Raw genomic sequence first — 21,963 nt, 5'->3', positions numbered from 1 at the left:
TAACATAATTTTTTTATACAGTTATCTGCTTTATTCTTTGACCTTTAATTTTCGGTCTCTTTTCTTCAAGACTTAAACTTTATTTCTCAGACAACACTTTATATTCTACATTCATCTAATATGTGCTTCAAGTCTTTTTTCGTATTTTCAAGCGACCCGGAATTATCAATCTTATAGTCGCAGGCTTCCAGATAAAAAGCTTCCGGCTCCTGTGAATCGATAACCGCCTGTGCTCGTTCTCTGGTAAAGCCACGATATTCGCAGAGTCTGGATATCCGGACATCCAAGTCTGCATAGACATAGCACATCTTATCACAGATACTCTTATATCCATCCTGAATCAGCAAAGCAGCTTCAATCACGAACAGCTTTTTTTCGGCATTCTTCTGTTCCTCAATCCTGCGCAGGATTTCTTCTTTCACTAACGGATGTGAGATACTGTTCAGCAAAGCCAGTTTATCTTTATTGTGGAATACGATATCTCCAAGCTTCTTTCTGTCAATCGAGCGGTTAACCGTTGATTGACCGTTGTCTGTCGCTGCATTCCCTTCGGCAGGTGCAGATGTATCTATGTCAGTATCCATCAAAATCTCCGTACCAAATGCATCCACAATTCCCTGATAAACCGTTCTTCCGGGATTCATCAGCTCATGCGCCAGACGGTCTGCTTCTATTATATATGCATCATATTCTTCCTTTAATATTGTAAGAACTGCTGTCTTTCCGGAACCGATGCCTCCGGTCAGTCCAAGGATCAGCATGTCGTCTTTATTTTGCATCATACCAGTTATCTCCTTCACTGATACCGATCTCAAGCGGTACTGCCATGTCGGCTGCACCCATCATTTCCTTTTCCATGATCTCTTTTACAATATCAACCTCATCCTTTGCGGTCTCTACCAGAAGTTCATCATGGATCTGTAAGATCAGGCGGGATTTCAATCCTCGTTTTTTCAGTTCCATATTCACACGGAACATAGCAATCTTAATAATATCTGCCGCCGTTCCCTGAATCGGCGAATTCATTGCAACACGTTCACCAAAGCTTCTGGTCATGAAGTTTGAAGACCGAAGCTCCGGTACAGGACGGATACGACCGAACATCGTCCGGACAACACCATCTGCTTTTGCTTCTTCCACCTGACGGTCAAGGAATGACTTTATATTCTTATAGGTTGCAAAATATTTCTCAATATAATCAGCCGCTTCTTTTCTGGATATTCCAAGATCCTCCGACAAACCAAATGCACTGATTCCATAAACAATACCGAAGTTAACTGCCTTTGCATTTCTTCTCTGCAAGGATGTTACCTGATCGATCGGAACATCGAACACCTCGGAAGCTGTCGTTGCATGGATATCTACATGATTCAGAAAGGCATTCTGCATAACCTGATCTCCGGACAGATGAGCAAGTACACGAAGTTCAATCTGAGAATAATCAGCATCCACAAATACATATCCCTCCTCCGGAATAAATGCCTTTCGAATCAGTCTGCCAAGTTCCAGTTTCATAGGAATATTCTGAAGGTTCGGATCAGTCGAACTGATACGACCGGTCGCTGTGATCGTCTGGTTAAAGGTTCCATGAATCCTGCCATCTTCTGATATATATGCCGTCAATCCCTGCGCATAAGTGGAATTCAACTTTGTAAGCTGACGATATTCCAGTATCGCAGGTATGATCGGATGGTCATTCTTTATCTTTTCCAGCACATCAACGCTGGTGCTGTATCCGGTCTTGGTCTTCTTGCCACCGGAAAGTCCCATATCTTCAAATAAAATAACGCCTAACTGTTTCGGTGAATTGATATTAAACTCTTTTCCTGCATAACCGATGATCTCAGTATGCAGTTCGTCAATCCTACTCTGCAGCTTTACGCTGTAATCATCCAAGGCTTTTCGGTCAACCCGGATTCCCCGGTGCTCCATATCATAAAGTGTATATACCGTTGGCATCTCGATCTCATTATAGAGGGTAAACATCTCCTGTTTTTCCAACCGTTCCATCAGAAGATCACCTACAAGATATGGGATCAACGCCTTATATGCAAATAATTTCTGAAAGGTCTCATTTGTAAAAGAGAACAGATTCAGTTCATCTTTTCCAACCAGTTCTTTTTCGGATGGCAGTGTTGCGCCAAGATAATCTCTTGCGATCGCATCGTAGGAATATACATCCTCCATCGGATTTAAGAGATATGCCGCTACACCGATATCATGCACCTTTGTATCACTCTCATCAAACGGAAAGACTGACAATGCTTCCTTTAGATCCAGAATATCAATCTGTATACCGCCCCTGGTGGCTGATACTATATTCTCTATCAGTCTGTCATGCTCCATTCCGTTCAGATTCGATAAAATATAGACATCTTTATCGGATATGGCGGCAGCCAGCCCGAATAAGGTTCCATCCTTTCGGATCGGATATAAACCGATCTTATCTGTATTTTTCATCTTATCAGCAAAGAAACCATCTATCTGCTCTGTTGTTTCAAGCAAGGTGATAACCGGATCAATCTCCGCTGTCTCTGTCACTGTGTCAAACCTTTTTAACAGACTGTTAAAGCCTAATCGTTTAAAAATCTTATATGAATCATCATTGAATAATGATTCGATCGTCATTTCATCCAGAGAGACATCCAGCTCGCAGTCCAGTTTGATCGTTGCAAGATCCTTTGACATGACTGCAAGATCCATGTTCTCTGTCAGATTCTTCTGAACACGCGGAGGCTTTACCGTATCCAGATGATCCAGAATATTCTCCATGCTTCCGTATTCGATCATCAGCTTTGCCGCTGTCTTTTCTCCGATTCCCGGAACTCCGGGAATATTATCAGAGGTATCTCCCATAAGGCCCTTCATATCTATAAACTGAACCGGTGTAACGCCATATGCCTCAACAACATCCTTTGCATAATAATTTTCTATCGTTGTTCCGGTTGCTTTTGTCTTTGGGATACGCACAAGTATTGTATCCGTTGCAAGCTGTAGAAGATCTCTGTCACCCGATACAATAACAGTTGCATAACCATCCCGTTCTGCCATTCTTGATATCGTACCGATAATATCATCTGCCTCATATCCGCCTTTTTCCACGATCGTGACATGCATGGCTGTAAGCACTTCTTTCATAAGCGGAACCTGTTCCCGAAGCTCCTCCGGCATTGGTTTTCTGGTTCCTTTATAAGCACTGTATTTCAGATGGCGGAATGTCGGTTCATGCACATCAAATGCTACGCACATATGATCCGGCTTTTCTTCGTCCATGATCTTAAATATAATGTTAAGGAAACCAAGAACTGCATTTGTATGCAGTCCTTCATAGTTTGTAAGATCCGGCAGACCATAGAATGCACGGTTTAATATACTGTGTCCATCAATTAATAATATTTTATTCATTTTCTATATCGTCCTTCTCTGCCGTTTCCTCGGCGACTTCCAGATAATTTTTATGTGTCTGGTTATATTTCTTTATTTTATCCATAAACTGTACATTCTTATCACTGTTTCCCGGAAGATCCTCATCTTTATATAAAATATTTTCCAGATATTCAATCATATACTTATTACCGAATAACAGCTTTTCGCCAAATGTATCGCTGTAATAATATTCTGTCTGTGATTTCTGCTTGGAATTCTGTTCATAATGATAAACCTTTTCAAGTACGCCACTGTATACCCACAAAAGCCCTGTGATAATAGCCGCAAGAACGAGAACAATCGTAGATGTTGCAATTCGTTTTACAGCTGTCATACGTGTCATTTCTTCATCCAGCTTATCATCCAGTTCCTTTTTAAAGTTAGTTGAAAGATTCTCTTCATTATCCAACTCTTTCATCCCAACGATCAGGGTGTAATAGATTTCCAGTTCCTCTGAACAATTATCACAGTTTTTGACATGCTTAATAAACTCCTTTAACTCGTCATCCGGGAGCTTATTCTCTATAAATGCCATGATCTTCGATTGTGCTTCCAAACATGTCATCTGACTGTCACCTTCTTCATCCTGTCCGTATTTTTTATCGTCTATCGAATATGATCCCGGGATTCATCGGTTGTCTTAACAATCTCCCGTATCACAATATGGAAAGGGTCACCCTTTCCCGGAACCACCTCTACACGGTCACCGACTTTATGTCCAAGTAATGCTTTCCCCATTGGAGATATATTACTGATAATGCCGTTTAATACATCTTCACGTACTGTCGTTACGATACGATAAGTATCTTCTTCTTCATCCTCTTCAAAATAAACACGAACGGTATTATTCAAGCCAACTTCATCATCTGCTGATTCATCCTTTATGATCTCAGCAGTTCTTACCATACGATCCAGATAACGGATTCTCTTTTCATTCGCATTCTTATCCTTCTTCGCAGCATAATATTCAAAATTCTCACTCAGATCTCCCTGTGCTCTTGCTTCCTTCACAGCTTCCAACTTTTCTTTACGAACTACGACTTTTCTATATTCGATTTCTTCTTCCATCTTCTTGATGTCAGATTCTGTTAACTGATTAAACATTAAACCAACCACCCTGTTCACATTTTTGCTAACAGTATAGCACAAAACATTTTTGGATACAACAAAAGCAGATCTTACGTCCGAAAACATAAAATCTGCTCCTGTTATTATATGAAATAAAATATATTTACTTCAGATTAGTTGTTGATGAGCTTGTCTTCACCATTCCAGCTGTACAGCTTTCTGATGCTTTCGCCAACGATCTCTGATGGATGCTCAGCAGCTTTCTTTCTCATAGCCTTGAAGTGAACCTGACGTCCTGCAGGTGACATATCAAGTAAGAATTCCTTAGCAAATGTACCATCCTGAATATCAGAAAGGACTTTCTTCATAGCCTTCTTTGTATCTTCTGTAATGATCTTAGGGCCTGTTACATAATCACCATACTCAGCAGTATTTGAGATAGAATATCTCATTCCCTTGAAGCCTGACTGGTAGATCAGATCTACGATCAGCTTCATCTCATGGATACATTCAAAGTATGCATTTCTTGGATCGTAACCAGCTTCGCAAAGTGTCTCGAAACCAGCCTGCATAAGTGCACATACACCACCGCAAAGAACTGCCTGCTCACCGAAGAGGTCTGTCTCAGTCTCTGTTCTGAATGTTGTCTCAAGAACGCCGGCACGAGCTCCGCCGATACCAAGTGCATAAGCTAATGCTCTGTCAAGAGCCTTTCCTGTGTAATCCTGCTCTACAGCTACAAGACAAGGTGTACCCTTTCCTGCCTGATACTCAGAACGTACTGTGTGACCAGGTGCCTTAGGAGCGATCATAGTTACATCAACATTCTTAGGTGGAACGATTGTTCCGAAGTGGATATTGAAACCATGCGCAAACATTAACATATTGCCTTCTTCAAGGTTTGGCTCGATATCGTTCTTGTACATATCAGCCTGTAACTCATCATTAATAAGAATCATGATAATGTCTGCTTTCTTAGCAGCTTCTGCAGCTGTATATACTTCAAATCCCTGTGCTTCAGCCTTTGCCCAAGACTTACTTCCTTCATAAAGACCGATAATTACGTTACAGCCTGATTCCTTTAAGTTAAGGGCATGTGCATGTCCCTGTGAACCATAACCGATAATAGCGATTGTCTGTCCGTCCAGTAATGATAAATTACAGTCTTCCTGATAATAAATTTTTGCTTCTGCCATTATTTTGTCCTCCTGATATAAATGACTTCTTTATAATAATTAACTGCATAACTGCAATCAATCTATCAATAGTTAAACAAGGTGCGCATGATTAATCCTGACGCTGACCTCTCACCAGTCCTGTCAGGCCGGTACGAACCAGTTCAATGATCTCAAATCCATCTAACAGTCCGAGAAATGCTTCACACTTCGAGGTTGCGCCTGTTAGCTCAATGATCATGGAACCTTTTGAAACATCAACGATGTTTGCTCGGAATATATTTGCAATGGACATGATATCCTGACGGGTATCCTTATCACTTCTCACCTTTACGAGTACAAGCTCTCTGCATACTGATTTGCCCGGCTCCAGTTCAACGATCTCTACGACGTCCTCGAGCTTATTCAACTGTTTCTTGATCTGGCTCAGACTTGCATTATCTCCGCTTACTGCTACAGTCATTCTGGAATATGCAGGATTCTCTGTAACACCTACCGTAACGCTGTCGATATTATAACCTCTGCGGCTGAATAAACCTGAAACTCTGCTCAGTACACCTGATGTATTATCTACAAGAAGTGACAAAACTATATTATCCATCAATAAGTACCACCTTTCAAACCTATGAAACGGCTGTATAATCAATACAGCACAAATCCTTGTTTTATTATAGTTATCTTGTCAATTATTGTCAACGAAGAATTACTCAATATCAAGCAATCTTTTTACAACCTGAACACATTCTGCCGCATCCTCTGAATAACCGTCTGCATGGATCTCCTCGGCAAAGCTCTCCGTGATAACGGCTCCGCCGATAACGACCTTAATATCCAGATTTTTTTCTTTTACCAGTTCAACGACATCCACCATTTTCATCATGGTTGTTGTCATCAGTGCCGAAAGTCCGATGACCTTGGCATCATTTTCTATAGCTGCATCTACGATCACATCCGCAGGTACATCCTTTCCAAGATCGATAACCGGGAATCCGTAGTTTCGTAGCATCAAGACAACCAGATTCTTTCCAATATCATGGATATCTCCCTCTACGGTAGCAACCACGATCGCAGGCATTGCCTTTCCATCATCCTCTCGTACGATAAGTGGTGTGATCTGATTGATCGCAAGCTCCATCGTCTCTGCGCTTGCGATTAACTGTGGCAGAAAGTATTTTTTCTGTTCAAATAATTTTCCAACACGGTTAATTGCCGGAATCAGCTCATCATCAATAATCTTCTGCGGATCTATCCCCTGTTCCAGTTCTTTTTTGACATCTTCTGAAATATTTCTTTTATTTCCTTTTACAACATCTGTGTAGATAACACTTTTTTCTTTTTCATCCTCCTGACTGCCTCCATTCTGTACAGGTGCAGCCGTTGTGATCCCGAGAGGTTTTACATTCTGGATATACCGGATATCTCCTTCGTCTTTGTTAAGAAGCATATCCGATGCATATGCCATATTCATAAGCATTGTCTGTGACGGATTTGCAATTGCCATCGTAAGACCATTCTGGATCGCCATCGTAAGAAAAGCTGCATTTACAAACATTCGCTCCGGCAATCCAAATGAGATATTCGAAAGTCCGCATATCGTAGCAAGCCCCATATCATGACAATAACGGATTGTTTTCAGGCAGTTGACAGCAGCAGCTTTCTCTGCTCCGACTGTCGCAACCAGACCATCGACTACAATATCCTCTTTCTGAAAGCCCATCTTATATGCAGTATCCAGAACTGTATGTATGATGCCTTCTTTTTCAGCACTGTCTTTCGGAAGTCCCTCATCAGAAAGCGGAAGCAGAATGAACATCGCACCATATTTTCTGACTAACGGAAGGATCTCCTGCATTTTTACCTTTTCCAGAGATACAGAATTCACAAGTGCACGTCCCGGATAGATACGAAGTGCCGCTTCGATAACAGCAGGGTTACTGGAATCGATACATAACGGAAGGTTCACTGCCTGTGACACCTCATATACAACCCTTACCATCATTTCTTTCTCATCAATACCATTCATGCCGACATTGATATCAAGGATTGATGCACCCTTTTCCATCTGTTCTTCCGCCATCGTCATAACAGTATCGAGAACTCCTTCCCGAAGCTCTGCCTGCAGTTTCTTCTTACCGGTTGGATTGATACGTTCTCCGACCACCATAAAAGGACCATCCAGACTGATCTGTCTTGTCATGCGTTCTGATGATAGCAAACGTTCTTTCTTGTCTGATATCTCAGGAATATCCATTGTCTTTGCCATATCAGAAAGTGCTTTGATATGGGCAGGAGTTGTTCCGCAGCAGCCGCCGACCATACCGGCTCCTGCTTCTATGATCATCTTCATATCTTCTGCAAAGGTTTCCGGTGTCATGGCATATACACTTTTACCATCCACAAGTTCAGGCATACCGGCATTCGGCTTCGCAAATACGGGAACAAATGCTACCTCTTTCATGGCAGCCACAAGCTCTGTCATCTTGTCCGGTCCTGTGGAACAGTTTACACCTATCGCGTCCACGCCAAGATTCTGTAATACATTGACCGCGGTTACCGGATCCGTTCCATATAAGGTTCTTCCGTCCTCGTTAAATGTAAGGCTCGCCATGACAGGGAGATCACAGATCTCATTTGCAGCGATCACAGCAGCTCTGGTTTCGGCAAGGCTCATCATAGTTTCTACAACCAGAAGATCACAGCCCGCCTCAACAAGAACTTTGATCTGTTCTTTATAGATATCAACCAACTCTTCAAACTGAAGTTTTCCCATCGGATATAACATCTCACCTGTCATGGTAAGATCGCCTGCGACATAACCATGCCCGCACTCAGCAACGGCCTGCTTTGACAGAGCTACCAGATCCATATTCATCTGATAGAGATCATTCTCCAGTCCATATTCACGAAGCTTTAAACGATTACAGGTAAATGTCGGAGCATATAAGATATCTGTGCCTGCATTCAGATACGACGTCTGAAGTTCCAGCATAACTTCTTTGTGCTCCAGTATGTATTTTTCCGGACATACACCAAGCGGCATGCCTGCATTCATCAGATTTGTTCCGGTTGCTCCATCTAAGATCAGTATTTTCTCATTGAACAGTTGTCTAAATTCGTGTTTATTCATTCGTTATCACACCTTCGTCGTCTATTTTGTTATCTCCGTCTGCCGCTGTCGTTGCAAGCATATCACATCGTTCATTCATCGGATGTCCTGCATGTCCCTTTACCCAGTGAAAGGTTACTGTATGCGGTTCTTTTGCTTTTAACAGTCGTTCCCACAGATCCCGGTTCTTTACCGGTTCATTCTTGCCACGTTTCCAGCCCTTCTTGATCCAGCCCCATATCCAGCCTTCATTAAATGCCTTTACAAGATACTGGGAATCTGAATATAATTCCACATTACAGGGTTTTATCAATGCTTCTAAACCAACAATAGCTGCCATAAGCTCCATGCGGTTATTTGTAGTCTTATTATAGCCCTGTGAAAATTCCCGTTCATGGAGCGTTCCTTTTCCATCAATAAACTGGATAACCGTACCATATCCGCCCGGTCCGTCCGGATTACCTCTCGCTGCACCATCTGTATATATCTTTACATCCATTCTTTTCGCACCTCATATCCATTCTAATTAATCCATATCCGCTTATAAATGACTGATTATCACTTTTCATCAAATGATCGGAATATTTTATTCTGTGCCATCACTATAACTTTCGATCAATTCTGTAAGGAGTCTGCTCATTTTATCAGACATCTCCTTACTGCGATCCAGAATATCCTCATGCTTTAATTCAGCACCAAGTCCTGCCGCTTTATTTGAAATTGCCGAAAAACCGGATACACGGATTCCCATATGGCAGGCCGCGATTGCCTCACATGCTGTACTCATGCCGACCGCATCTGCGCCGAGCAACTGAAACATCCTTATCTCAGCCGGTGTTTCATATTGCGGACCGGTCGCCTGAATGTAGGTTCCTTCCACAACATGAAGTCCAATCTGCTCAAATACTTTCCTGCTTATCTGTATTTTTTCTTTATCATATATATGGCTCATATCCGGGAATCTGACGCCAAACTCATCTATATTTCTTCCAATCAACGGAGATGGAACAAAGCTTGATATCTGATCCGAAATGATCATGATATCTCCCGGTGCCAGCTCTTCACTGATTCCTCCCGCCGCATTGGTAAGGATCAGCCACCGTATTCCTAGAAGCCCCATCAGCCGGATCGGCTTCACGACATCCTGCATGGAATATCCCTCATAGTAATGAACTCTTCCCTGCATGACAACAATCGGCTTTCCACAGGAATAACCAAATATAAACCGTCCCTTATGACCGGCAACCGTCGAAACAGGAAAACCCGGAATCTCTTTATAATAAACATACACAGGATCATCCATGGTAAATGCATCGCCCAGTCCGCTTCCAAGTACAATCCCTATCTCCGGCTTCATCTTTATTTTGTCAGTGATATAACGAACAGCCTCATCATACATAAACAACATCTCCTTATCCTAATGCTGCAGCTCACCTGTACCCAGTCTCTGAAATACATAATTCTGAGTTTTCCCATATATCCATATGGTAAAAAAGCTGACACCCATCTGAATGTCAGCTTATTTTCATAAAACGGAGATAGAGAGATTTGAACTCTCGCGCCGGTTGCCCGACCTACCGCTTTTCGAGAGCGGACCCTTCAGCCACTTGGGTATATCTCCTTTTTCCTATGACTTTGCTATAATACCATTAATACACAAAATATACAACTATTTTTTATGATACTTTCTGATGCCTTTTCACCGGGCATGGTCATACAATGGTAACACTTAAAACTAATAGTAGCAGATTACAGGCATCCCGGCATAGATATTCTCATAAATAACCGCGGCTTTCTGATATGGCAGATTAACGCAGCCATGCGAACCGCTGGAATAATAAATGTCTCCGCCGAACTTATCACGCCATGTCGCATCATGAAGCCCGATTCCACGATTAAAAGGCATCCAGAAATTGACCTTTGTCTCATAATCCTCTCCTCTTAAAACAGAAGGTGATTCTTTATATGTGATCGAATATAACCCATCCGGTGTACCATGTCCTTTCTTTACACAACCTGTTACACAGGGAGAATCTTCAACCAATTTTCCATCTATGATCAAATATACATGCTGGTTCGACAGATCGACCTCTACATAAGAATAACCGATATCCCCGTATTTGTTATATGCTGCTCCCGTCTGGGAAAACTCCGGTGTACGCTCCTGTGATTTCCCACTTGCAAGTGCTTCCCGCAAGCCCTTTGTCTCCGCTTCTACATCAATTGCCCATCCATAACGATTGCCTGTTTCTTCTACATATCTTCCTGTATAAGTCTGAAAGGTTCTCGTTGTTCCGACTGTATCATATGTCTCTGCAAGCTGTCTCACATATGCCTGAACCGATTTCTTTTTGAACTTCCATTTTCCGTTATCATAATAGAGCCAGCTGCCAAATGTTGATGCATCAAGCGTCCATGATACACGATCAATGCTGTAGTCGATCTGAACCGTAAGATATGTTTCCAGTGCTTTTTTCCGGTCTGCAATCTCCTTACTGTCTGCCGTGATCTCTGCATTCTCGTAACACGCTTCTTTATCAAGGTCTGTAGTAGCTTTCACCTGTTCAAGCGCCGTTTCTATCACTTCATGAACCTTATCTGTATCCAGATAACTGCCTTCTGTCTCTGGTATGATAACCGCCTCGCTCTTATCAACTGCTACATAGGCATTCTTTGGTTTTTCCATATTCTTTTCCTGCATACAGTCCTGATCTTTTAAAAATTGATACAGTTTTTCCTTATCATAGGTTACCTCATAACTGGTTTTATAATCTTTCCGCTTATTATTCAGATATAAAAACCACAGAAAGCCATTTTGCTTCTTCTTAATGCTTTTCTCATTGGAAACTGCCTGTATCGTCATATCGATATCTTCCGGACGGATCACAAATGATGCATGTTCTCTGCCGTTTACGCTTAAAGTATATCCACTCATATATGTATCGATCGTGTTTTTTACGGATTTTACTGTATGATAGGATACATTCTGTCCGTCAATATATGTATTCTTGTTAAAATGGAAGCTAAACCAGATCGACAATGTAAGATAACAAAGTAAAATAACTCCGCCCACAGAAATTGATATAATCGCAGCGATCTTTTTTCCTTTTTTTCGTTTATCGATCTGTTCATAGACACTCTTATCGACAAAGACATCCGATGGTATAGCAGCAGCCGTGGCAGCAACCTCCGGCTGGTCTTTTGTTTCTATTTCTTCAGCCTCCGCCTGGTCTGTCTCTTGGTCTGCTTCAGTTTCAATCTCCATCTGCCCAGCCTCTTTGCCTGCCTCATTCTCTTCTTTGTCTGCGCTGTTTTCTGTTTGCTCTTCTTTAGTCTCTATTTGTGTTGCCTCTTTATCCGCTTCGCATTCTGTTTGTTCTGCATCTTTGACGGCTTTGCTCTCTATCTGCTCTACTTCTTTGTTTTCCTCACTCATAATCTTCCCCTGTTATTCTCCTTCCAAATGGATCACGCATATCTCCGGTTTATTATTGACCCGAAACTTTAAAGTATGACCACCAAGTCCACCTGTTAAGATCATTTTTTTATTGCGATATTCATACATACCCCGGTAATATTTCGGAAACAGCCGTACCATCGGTGATATCACTCCCCCAAAAAACGGAAGTATGATCATGCCCCCGTGTACATGACCGGATAACACCAGATCTGCTCCCCATTCCGCATAAACCGAAAAATAATCCGGGTTATGCGCAAGTAATATCGTATATGCATCCTGATGTCTCGTCGGAAGAAGCTCCACCAGATAGTCCGTCTCCATCTTCAGAAGCCGGAATCTTCTGTAATAAGCCGCATCCATGTCAAGCCCCACCACCCGGATATTTTCAGATGTCAGAATCATTTCCTCATTTATAAGCCATTGAACATAATCCTTTGTCTGTTCATATAGATTTTCCCAGATATCTCCATACTGCTCTGTATATAAACTGGTTCGCATCTCATGATTTCCCTTTGAAATATAAACAGGGAATTCACTTCCAAGCTTTTGCAGAAGGTCTATCGCAACACCCGAACCGACATCTTTCTTTCCGACTATAACATCTCCTGCGATCAAAACTGCATCAGGAGCAATCTTTTTTATCTCTTTTATGAGCTCCTCATTTTTATCTCCGAATTCCGCATTATGAAGATCTGCGATCATCGCAAATGTAGCAGACTTTTTGATTCTTTTATCCGTGATCGTATAATGAGATACCGAAAGCATGTGATTCTCCCGTCTGCTTTCAATCAGAACTGCGAACAGACAGATAAGCGCAAATATACAGATGATACTGATAATATTGAATAACATTTCCTCTTCCTCTAGGAACGAAAGGCAAGATATAATACTTTTTTAAAACTATAGCCAAACGTCATTTTCTTTATATTTTCTGCAGCAACAATCTCAACTGAACCAAGTACACGGCCATTGATCGAATATTCCATTTTTCCAATCACGTCTCCTTTGTTGATCGGTGCTGTAAGCGTCTCTTCCTGAATCGGTGTCTTCTTCACATCATCTGCCTTTTCTCCGCGAAGCAGAACGGATGAGAAGTCCGATGCACTTTCAATCGCCAGTTCGTCACTGATACCATTTTCTATAGAAACGCTGCGGGTGTCAAGTACATTTTCATCTTTATACAGATTGCAGTTTGCATATCCATAATCGAATAGCTTGCAGACCTCTTTATTTCTGATATCCTTTGTTTCAGCTCCCATGATAACTGCGATCAATGTAATGCCGTTTCTGTTCGCCGTCGCCGACATACAGTATTTGGCTGTCGCCGTATATCCAGTTTTAAGCCCGGTCGCCCCAGTGTATATATTAAGGAATTTATTTGTATTAGCAAGGTCAAATCTTGACTCGCCCCTTGCGGTTTTATGTATGATCGAATCCATCCAGATACCGGAATATTTCAGGATCTCAGGATGTTCATCAATTAACTGTCTGGACATAATTGCAATGTCTCTTGCCGATGTCTCATGTCCATCTGCATCCAGTCCACAGGCATTGACAAAATGTGTATGCTCCATTCCAAGTTCCTTTGCCCTGTCATTCATTCTCTGAACAAAGGCTTCCTCGCTTCCTGCCGTGAATTCTGCCATAGCAACTGCCGCATCGTTTCCTGATGCAATAATGATACATTTTATCATATCTTCAACCGTCTGCTGTTCACCGGTTTCAAAGAAACATTGTGAACCACCCATAGAAGCTGCATGTTCACTCACAGTTACAATATCAGACATCTGATAATCGCCTGCCTTCATTGCCTCAAAAACCAGAAGCAGCGTCATTACCTTTGTGACGGATGCAGGTTTCCTTGCCTCGTCTGCATTTTTCTCATATAATACCGTTCCTGTTGTTGCTTCCATAAGGATACAGAATGGTGATTCCAATTGAAGTCCGGACTGATCTGTCGCTATTTCATCTGTTGCTGTTCTATCTGTTACAGTTCCATTTGTTACGGCTTCATCTGTAAGCGGTTCTTCCTGTACGTTTTCCTCAGTTACCACCTCTGGCTCAGCAACACTATATATTACCGATCGGTCGGTATGTCCGACTACAAGTGCTATTCCAAGAACCATACCTATAAATGCTCTGCCTACCCTCTTTCCCATTTTAACCCGTTTCAATAACATCCCTCTAATCTGTTCATTTATACAATTTATGCTTAAAAAAATGAATAAAGAATGTTTGTGTTGATATTTTTCTTTCATAATTAATTATATTCTGCTATAATACTACAGAATTATGCGCAATATGCGGTAATTTAATAAATAATGACACTTTCGTCATTTATTAACTGGACAAATTATAACAGGAGGAAAATCAATGAGTATGAAATTGGTTAAACGAGTACCAACCGGTGAAGAGATCAAAGAATTATATCCTCTCTCACAGGAACTCAAAGACATTAAAGCAAAACGAGACGAAGAGATCAGAAAAATTTTTACCGGAGAAGACAAGCGATTTATATTTATAATTGGTCCATGTTCCGCTGATAACGAAGATGCTGTATGCGACTATCAGAACAGACTGGCAAAGGTTGCAGAACAGGTCAAAGATAAAATTCTTGTAATTCCACGTATATATACGAACAAACCAAGAACAACGGGTGATGGATACAAAGGGATGTTACATCAGCCGGATCCGAATAAGGCGTCTGATATGTTAGAAGGTTTATATGCGATTCGTAAAATGCATATCCGCGCGATCAAAGAAACCGGACTCACAGCAGCAGACGAAATGCTCTATTCCGAGAACTGGCAATATGTTGACGACATCTTATCCTATGTAGCGATCGGTGCACGTTCCGTTGAGGATCAGCAGCACAGATTAACGGCAAGTGGAATGGACATTCCGGTTGGCATGAAGAATCCAACCAGTGGTGATTATACTGTTATGATGAATTCTTGTCTTGCCGGACAGCATCCGCATACTTTCTTATATTCCGGATGGGAAGCCCACACAGACGGAAACCCACTGACCCATTGTATCTTAAGAGGTGCATTAAACAAACACGGTCGTTCCATCTCAAACTACCACTACGAAGATCTGCGTCTTTTATATGAATCATACCAGAAGTTCAATCTGGTAAATCATTCATGTATCGTTGATGCAAATCATAACAATTCAGGCAAAAAATTCGATGAGCAGCCAAGAATCGTAAAAGAGGTTATCCACAGCCGCAATTATGATCCTGATATCAAAGAACTTGTAAAAGGTGTTATGGTTGAAAGTTATATCGAAGATGGTAATCAGCCGGTTGGCGGAGGATGCTATGGCAAATCCATCACAGACCCTTGTCTCGGATGGGAAAAGACAGAACGTCTCTTAAAAGAAGTTGCAGATCTGTTATAAAAAACGATAAAAGAATATGAAATTTCTTTTTAATAACAATTATATGTATGATAAAAAGGAACCTGCCAAATAACAACTGGCAGGTTCCTTTTTTAATCCTTTATGATGCGTGATAGAAAATTTCTACCTAACGACACATCTCCGGTAATATTCAATTTTCCGGTTGCATATGCATAAATCGGATCCATCACTCCATTTATTACTTTCTCCAGGCAGGATACTGTAACGATAAACTGAACATTTCGTTGCTTATATTCCCCCGAAGCGACCTCAAATGTATCATCTTTCAAATGAATGTAAAAATGCCCGCTATCACGTCCAATAACATCAAACTGGAAATACGTATCATCCTTTAATCCATCTATATTCTTATGCAAGGATAATTCATTAAAATAATCAAGACATTCCCTGTATGTCATATAAACAAACCCGCTTTATAAGAACTCGAAATCGTCTTCCTCGTCGCCATCACCGATCAGAACCTGATTACGCTTAACGCCTTCTTCGATTTCTCCTACAATTACTTCATCTTCTTCATCCTCTGTTACAGCACTCTTACCTGCAAATGCCTGTGGCTTGCTTTCCTCTTTCGGTTCTTCCTTTGGCTTCATCTTTAACTTCTGAGGTTCATTTGTTGTCTGGGACTTCATCTTCAGCTTAGTAATAGGATCAGCTTCTAACGCATCCTCATTAATGGATGAAGCAGTACCTGCTGTTGCTGTTGCAACACCACCATTTGCCTTAATCTCTTCCATCTCTGCTTTTAACTTTGCAAGCTCTGCCTTTGCATTTGAAAGGACTTCATTTGCACGCTTCTTTGCATCGTTAATGATTCTGTTGGCTTCATTGTTTGCTGCATTCTGTTCCTTTTTGGAACCCGGAGCAGCCTGCTCCAGCTGTTTCTCTAATTCATAGATCTTTACACTATTCTCTCTGAGAGAATTCTGAGCCAGTTCATTTTCTGCTGCAGCTGCATCATATTTTGCCTGTAATGAAGCAAACTCATCCGATACTTCTCTCATAAATGAATTTACTTCATCTTTATTATAACCAAAAAGTCCCTTTTTAAAGGTCTTTTCTTCAATGCTTTCCTTTGTTAACATTATAGTGCTTCTCCTTTTCGTGTTTTTTTAACATAACCTAAACTCAATTATATTAATTCTTTGTATGTTTTTCAAGAAATAATCGTATGTTTTTAAAAAAATTTACAATTTTTCATGAAAGATATTCAAGTCTAAGCTATTTTCATGTATTCTTTTACATTTCTTGACTATCAAGCAGAATTGTAAACGGTCCGTCATTAGACAGATCCACTCTCATATCCGCACCGAAAACGCCGCTTTCCGTAACAGTATTCTTCTCTCTACAGACAGACAGGATATATTCATATAACTTATTTGCCTTATCGGGGTTACCCGCCTTTGTAAAAGAAGGACGATTTCCTTTCCTGCAGTCTGCACATAAAGTAAACTGTGATACGATCAGAAGCTCACCTTTTACATCTGTAAGAGAAAGATTTGTCTTACCATTTTCGTCTGCAAATATACGAAGCCCCAGCAGTTTACGGATCAATTTATCTGCAACTTCTTCTGTATCTTCTTCGAATACACCTACAAATACCAGCAGACCTTTTCCGATCTTTCCGACCTCTTTATCATCTACTGTTACACTTGCATGATTCACTCTTTGAATCAGAAATCTCATAATCTTTTTCCCCTTTAACGTTCTGACATACTGATTGCTTCTACAGCAACACTTCCCCCTCGAACGACCTCGATTCGGTTCGGAAAACTCTGTTTGAATAATTTGATCGCATCATTATTCTGATTCTCTGTCTGTAAACACTCTACCAGAATATTCTTTTTATCGTAGTCGGTAATTCTAAAATTAAATGCATTTGCAATGCGGAATACCTCATCCTTATCATCCGTATTACATTCCTTGACCTTAATAAACAAAATCTCTTTATTATGAATCGGAATATCTGTATAATCAACCACCTTGATTACTTCCACACTACGGTTTAACTGCTTCTTTACCTGCTCAAAAATACGATCATCGCTTGTAAAACTGATTGTCATTCTGGATATAGTCGTATCCTCTGTCTCACCAACTGTCAGGCTGTTCAGATTATACGATTTGCCTGAAAAAAGGCCGGAAATCCTTGCAAGTACACCTATTTCGTTTTCAACATATAAACATATCCATCTTTTCTTTTCACTCATATGTCCATCCTCCTTAACAATCCATGATCATATCATTTAATGACTTACCGCCCGGAACCATCGGGAATACATTTGCAGTCGGATCAATATAGAACTCTATAACTGTAGGTCCCTTTGTATTTGCCTTTGCCTGCTCAAATGCTGCCTTGATCTCTTCTTCCTTTGTAACACGGATTCCAAGTGCCTCATAGCTTTCCGCCAGTTTTACAAAATCCGGTGTATATTTCGGACAGCATTTGTCCGGATTCTGACAGTCATGATTACAGCTCTTTCTGTATCGCAGACATGTACTGCTGTAACGCTTGTTGAAGAACAACTCCTGCCACTGACGTACATTTCCAAGATAACCGTTATTTAAGATACAGATTGTGATCGGAAGCTCCTGTGCAACCGCAGTCGCCATCTCCTGAATATTCATCTGCACACCACCGTCACCGGAAATACAGATAACATTTTTATCCGGATTACCGATCTTGGCACCGATGGCAGCAGGAAGTCCATATCCCATCGTACCAAGGCCACCGGAGGTTAAGAGCTGGTTCTCTCCGCCAAGTGCGATATACTGTGTTGTCCATAACTGATTCTGCCCTACATCGGTTGTAATGATGAGATCGTCATACATCTCATTAATGGTCTTAATGATCTTCTCCGGTGTAACACCTTTATAAGAATTCATGTTGATCGGATACTGTCTCTTCACTTCCATGATCTCATCTACCCAATCGCTTATATCTAATTTCTTTGCATATTTTAACATCTTTGTAATCGCAAGCTTTGCATCTGCTACGATCGGGATGTCTACCTCGATATTTCTGGAGATTGATGCTGCGTCGATATCGATATGTATGATCTTTGCATTCTTTGCAAATGTGTCGATCGTACCGGTGATACGATCATTGAATCTGGTTCCGATCGAGAACAAGACATCACATTCCATGATTGCTTTATTGGATGCAAGATTTCCATGCATTCCGATATTACCAACATATAAAGGATGGTCCGTCGGAATTGCTCCCTTACCCATGATCGTAGTAACAACAGGGATTCCTGTCAATTCACATAATTCCTGCATTTCTTTTCTTGCATGCGCGATATTTACACCACCGCCGATCAAAAATACCGGTTTTTTTGCACGATTTAATTCTGCCAGAGCCTTCTTAAGCTGACCAGAATGTACGCCTTCAGCCGGCTTATATCCTCTGATATTTACCTCATCCGGATATTCATCCGAACCCATTGCCAACTGGATATCCTTCGGTATATCAACCAGTACCGGACCCGGCTTACCGGTTCTTGCGATATAGAATGCATTCTTGATAATTCTTGCCAGATCTTCTCTCTTTCTGACTGTTACCGCATACTTACAAATACTTCTCGTGATACCTACAATGTCAACCTCCTGAAAGGCATCGTTACCGATCAGATTCATCGGTACCTGTCCGGTAAAACATACAAGTGGAACACTGTCATAGTTTGCTGTTGCAATTCCTGTAACCAGATTGGTTGCACCGGGACCGCTGGTAACCAAGCATACACCAACCTTCCCTGTTGATCTTGCATATCCATCTGCCGCATGAACAAGTGCCTGTTCATGTCTTGGAAGGATCATATCGATTCCTTCCGCATCATATAATGCGTCAAATAAGTCGATCGCTGTTCCACCCGGATAGGCAAACAGTGTATCAACATGTTCTTCCTGTAATGCTTTTACAAACATCTGTGCTCCATTAATCTCCATAACCTATATCCTCCTTTAATTTCATTCATATAAATTTCCTAAAAGAGCTTTTTCACATCCATTAAAAAAGCCCTAAGCCGTATATCAGCTTAGGGCGAATAATCATATCCGTGGTACCACCTAAATTCAGGTTCTTCCTGCTCTTATCCGATACTTGCAAGTTTTACCTGTGTCATATCGTTTTCCTGTAACGGGGAAATCCGTTGAATCCTACTTAGCACTTCATAAGAAATTATGCTTTTCAGTCCACTGCTCGAAGGCTACTTCCATACATCCTAGCTGAAGATTCTCACCACCATCTTCTCTCTGGGAGCCGGTCCTGTATGTACTCCTCCTTGTCATTGCATTTGACATATAAACTGTTGTTACTTTAGCATAAATGAGAAAAAAAGTCAACGTGTTATTTAGGAATAATAACCAAATACTTCTCATACAATTATACGAAAAATATGAAGTGAGTTAGCTATGTGTTCTATCTCTGGATTCTATAATGTACATGGCAGATATACCGAAGCAGAAAATCATTTTCAAAATATTCTATCTGACATGAACATAAAACAAAAACACCGCGGGCCGGATGATGACGGTATCCTTCTGACGGATACCTGCGGTCTGTCGCATACCAGATTATCCATCCGTGATATCAAGGCCGGAATCCAACCAATGACCCGTACGGTCGCAGGCAGAAGCTTTACGATTGTATTTAATGGTGAGATCTATAATACAGATGAATTAAAGCAGCCTCTTACCTCACATGGATACAGTTTTACCACAACATCGGACACCGAAGTTCTGCTGCTCTCCTACATATACTACGGACCTGATTTTGTAGAAAAGGTAAATGGTATTTTTGCATTTGCGATCTATGACCATATGGAGCAGTCCATCTTCCTTTACCGTGATCCGTTCGGGGTAAAACCACTTTACTATACTTTTCTGTCTGACGAAACGCTGGTATTTGCCTCAGAGCGAAAGGCACTGTTCTGTTATCCCGGCACATTTCCTAGACTGGATAAAAAAGGCTTATGTGAGATCTTCGCCATTGGGCCGTCCAAAACTCCGGGCTGTGGCGTATTTAAAGGAATAAATGAAATCAAGCCAGGATATTATCTGCGGTACGATCGTTTCGGTCAATCCACGATCTGCTATTTCCGAATAAAGAGCATGCCTCATACCGACGATTACGAAACAACGATCGAGAAGACTGCCGATCTTCTTAAAAATGCGATCAAACGACAGATTGTATCCGATGTTCCAATCTGTACCTTCCTGTCAGGAGGCATCGATTCCTCGATCGTAAGTGCTGTCTGTGCAAATGAATTAAAAGAACGCGGACAGGTGCTTGATACCTATTCCTTTGACTTTACAGATAATGCACGTTATTTCAAATCAAATGCCTTTCAGCCGGAACAGGATCGTCCTTATGTCGATCAGATGGTATCCTATCTCGGAACCTCCCATCACTACTTAACCTGTAATATGGAGGAACTTGCCGATCTTCTCTATGACTCGGTTCTGTCGAGAGATCAACCAACTATGGCAGATGTCGACTCTTCGTTATTGTATTTCTGTAAACTGGTGTCCGAACACAATAAGGTTGTCCTAACCGGCGAATGTGCAGACGAGATATTCGGTGGTTATCCATGGTTCTACCGGGAAGATCTGCTTGCATCCGATACATTTCCATGGATGATCGATCTCACACCGAGAAAGCAGCTGTTAGATCCGGAGTTTGCAGATGCCTTACAGATGGATGACTATGTGAAAAATCTTTACCACCAGATCATCTCGGAGATTCCGGTTCTGCCGGAAGAATCAGATATCGAGAAATCCCGCCGCCGGATTGGCTATATGAACATCCGGATGTTTATGCAGACCCTGCTTGACCGTATGGATCGTACCAGTATGTATAATGGTCTGGAAGCCAGAGTACCATTTGCGGATATTCATCTTCTGCAATATGTCTTCAATGTTCCGTGGAAATACAAATACAGAAATCAGACCGAAAAAAGTCTGCTCCGCCATGCTGCCGTGAATCTCGTGCCAAACGAGATCCTGTTTCGAAAGAAAAGTCCGTATCCAAAGACATATAACCCGCTTTATGAAACGATCCTTGCCGACCGCTTAAGAGAAGTGATTGATGATCCTACAAGCCCTGTCAACCGATTTCTGGAAAAAAAAGCAGTTCTGCAGTTTCTGGAATCACCGAAAGATTACGGAAAGCCTTGGTATGGTCAGTTGATGGCAGGTCCACAGATGATGGCGTACTTATTACAGATCAACTACTGGTTGAAAGAATACCGGATCTCCATCGAATTCTGATCATAACACCCACCAGCCGGTGGGTGTTTATATCTTATATA

Annotated in this window: 19 protein-coding genes, 1 tRNA gene and 1 other annotated feature; of the genes, 2 read left to right on the top strand and 18 right to left on the bottom strand. The window is 41.4% G+C overall.

All coding sequences use genetic code 11. The features are described from left to right. Window positions 1-98: 98 nt before the first annotated feature. From coaE to GT641_RS01715, 13 genes are all read right to left on the bottom strand, one after another. A complete protein-coding gene (gene coaE, locus GT641_RS01775) occupies window positions 99-782 on the bottom strand; it encodes a dephospho-CoA kinase (RefSeq protein WP_161116689.1) in 684 nt (227 codons plus the stop codon). Beyond that, complete coding sequence (polA, locus tag GT641_RS01770) at window positions 769-3,405, bottom strand: DNA polymerase I (protein ID WP_161116688.1); 2,637 nt, start codon at window positions 3,403-3,405, stop codon at window positions 769-771. The genes coaE and polA overlap by 14 nt, the downstream gene beginning before the upstream one ends. Next, window positions 3,398-3,991 (bottom strand): zf-HC2 domain-containing protein, encoded by a 594-nt coding sequence (locus tag GT641_RS01765; RefSeq protein ID WP_161116687.1) that lies wholly within the window; start codon window positions 3,989-3,991, stop codon window positions 3,398-3,400. Before GT641_RS01765 ends, polA begins: the two co-directional genes overlap by 8 nt. A gap of 41 nt (window positions 3,992-4,032) precedes the next feature. Next, window positions 4,033-4,530, bottom strand: a complete 498-nt coding sequence (greA, locus tag GT641_RS01760; protein ID WP_044945066.1) for a transcription elongation factor GreA — start codon at window positions 4,528-4,530, stop codon at window positions 4,033-4,035. A 137-nt stretch (window positions 4,531-4,667) separates the two neighbouring features. Then, on the bottom strand, window positions 4,668-5,690 hold the full coding sequence (gene ilvC, locus GT641_RS01755) for a ketol-acid reductoisomerase (RefSeq protein WP_008400897.1): 1,023 nt from the start codon (window positions 5,688-5,690) through the stop codon (window positions 4,668-4,670). 91 nt (window positions 5,691-5,781) lie between these two features. Further along, complete coding sequence (ilvN, locus tag GT641_RS01750) at window positions 5,782-6,270, bottom strand: acetolactate synthase small subunit (protein ID WP_008400899.1); 489 nt, start codon at window positions 6,268-6,270, stop codon at window positions 5,782-5,784. A gap of 102 nt (window positions 6,271-6,372) precedes the next feature. Then, window positions 6,373-8,796 (bottom strand): homocysteine S-methyltransferase family protein, encoded by a 2,424-nt coding sequence (locus GT641_RS01745; protein WP_161116686.1) that lies wholly within the window; start codon window positions 8,794-8,796, stop codon window positions 6,373-6,375. Next, entirely contained in the window at window positions 8,789-9,274 is a 486-nt protein-coding gene (gene rnhA, locus GT641_RS01740) for a ribonuclease HI (RefSeq protein ID WP_008400901.1), read from the bottom strand. The genes GT641_RS01745 and rnhA overlap by 8 nt, the downstream gene beginning before the upstream one ends. Window positions 9,275-9,361: 87 nt before the next feature. Then, window positions 9,362-10,174, bottom strand: a complete 813-nt coding sequence (locus GT641_RS01735) for a purine-nucleoside phosphorylase (protein WP_243143669.1) — start codon at window positions 10,172-10,174, stop codon at window positions 9,362-9,364. 134 nt (window positions 10,175-10,308) lie between these two features. Next, window positions 10,309-10,396 (bottom strand) — tRNA-Ser (locus tag GT641_RS01730). Between the two features lie 114 nt (window positions 10,397-10,510). Next, entirely contained in the window at window positions 10,511-12,211 is a 1,701-nt protein-coding gene (locus tag GT641_RS01725; RefSeq protein ID WP_008400903.1) for a L,D-transpeptidase family protein, read from the bottom strand. A 12-nt stretch (window positions 12,212-12,223) separates the two neighbouring features. Continuing rightward, window positions 12,224-13,087, bottom strand: a complete 864-nt coding sequence (locus GT641_RS01720; protein WP_008400904.1) for a metallophosphoesterase — start codon at window positions 13,085-13,087, stop codon at window positions 12,224-12,226. Window positions 13,088-13,098: 11 nt separating this feature from the next. Beyond that, complete coding sequence (locus tag GT641_RS01715; RefSeq protein ID WP_243143668.1) at window positions 13,099-14,394, bottom strand: D-alanyl-D-alanine carboxypeptidase family protein; 1,296 nt, start codon at window positions 14,392-14,394, stop codon at window positions 13,099-13,101. 214 nt (window positions 14,395-14,608) lie between these two features. Here GT641_RS01715 and GT641_RS01710 point away from each other — a divergent pair, with 214 nt between their 5' ends. Continuing rightward, window positions 14,609-15,637, top strand: a complete 1,029-nt coding sequence (locus GT641_RS01710; protein ID WP_008400906.1) for a 3-deoxy-7-phosphoheptulonate synthase — start codon at window positions 14,609-14,611, stop codon at window positions 15,635-15,637. Window positions 15,638-15,729: 92 nt separating this feature from the next. Here GT641_RS01710 and GT641_RS01705 read toward each other — a convergent pair whose 3' ends face one another. The 5 genes from GT641_RS01705 to ilvB all read right to left on the bottom strand — a co-directional run bounded on the left by GT641_RS01705 (window position 15,730) and on the right by ilvB (window position 19,600). Continuing rightward, on the bottom strand, window positions 15,730-16,056 hold the full coding sequence (locus tag GT641_RS01705; RefSeq protein ID WP_119963705.1) for an SCP2 sterol-binding domain-containing protein: 327 nt from the start codon (window positions 16,054-16,056) through the stop codon (window positions 15,730-15,732). 15 nt (window positions 16,057-16,071) lie between these two features. Further along, on the bottom strand, window positions 16,072-16,740 hold the full coding sequence (locus tag GT641_RS01700) for a DivIVA domain-containing protein (protein ID WP_008400909.1): 669 nt from the start codon (window positions 16,738-16,740) through the stop codon (window positions 16,072-16,074). 154 nt (window positions 16,741-16,894) lie between these two features. Further along, complete coding sequence (gene dtd / locus GT641_RS01695; RefSeq protein WP_161116685.1) at window positions 16,895-17,341, bottom strand: D-aminoacyl-tRNA deacylase; 447 nt, start codon at window positions 17,339-17,341, stop codon at window positions 16,895-16,897. Between the two features lie 14 nt (window positions 17,342-17,355). After that, a complete protein-coding gene (gene ilvN / locus GT641_RS01690) occupies window positions 17,356-17,862 on the bottom strand; it encodes an acetolactate synthase small subunit (RefSeq protein WP_008400912.1) in 507 nt (168 codons plus the stop codon). Between the two features lie 13 nt (window positions 17,863-17,875). Further along, a complete protein-coding gene (gene ilvB / locus GT641_RS01685) occupies window positions 17,876-19,600 on the bottom strand; it encodes a biosynthetic-type acetolactate synthase large subunit (RefSeq protein ID WP_161116684.1) in 1,725 nt (574 codons plus the stop codon). A gap of 87 nt (window positions 19,601-19,687) precedes the next feature. After that, window positions 19,688-19,951, bottom strand: a binding site (T-box leader). 114 nt (window positions 19,952-20,065) lie between these two features. Here ilvB and asnB point away from each other — a divergent pair. Then, on the top strand, window positions 20,066-21,922 hold the full coding sequence (gene asnB / locus GT641_RS01680) for an asparagine synthase (glutamine-hydrolyzing) (RefSeq protein ID WP_161116683.1): 1,857 nt from the start codon (window positions 20,066-20,068) through the stop codon (window positions 21,920-21,922). Window positions 21,923-21,963: the final 41 nt, after the last annotated feature.

It is taken from the genome of Clostridium sp. BIOML-A1 (genome assembly GCF_009874105.1).
Taxonomy (GTDB): Bacteria; Bacillota; Clostridia; order Lachnospirales; family Lachnospiraceae; genus Coprococcus.
Note: the sequence above shows the minus strand (reverse complement) of the source record. Positions and strands in the feature narration are given on the sequence as shown.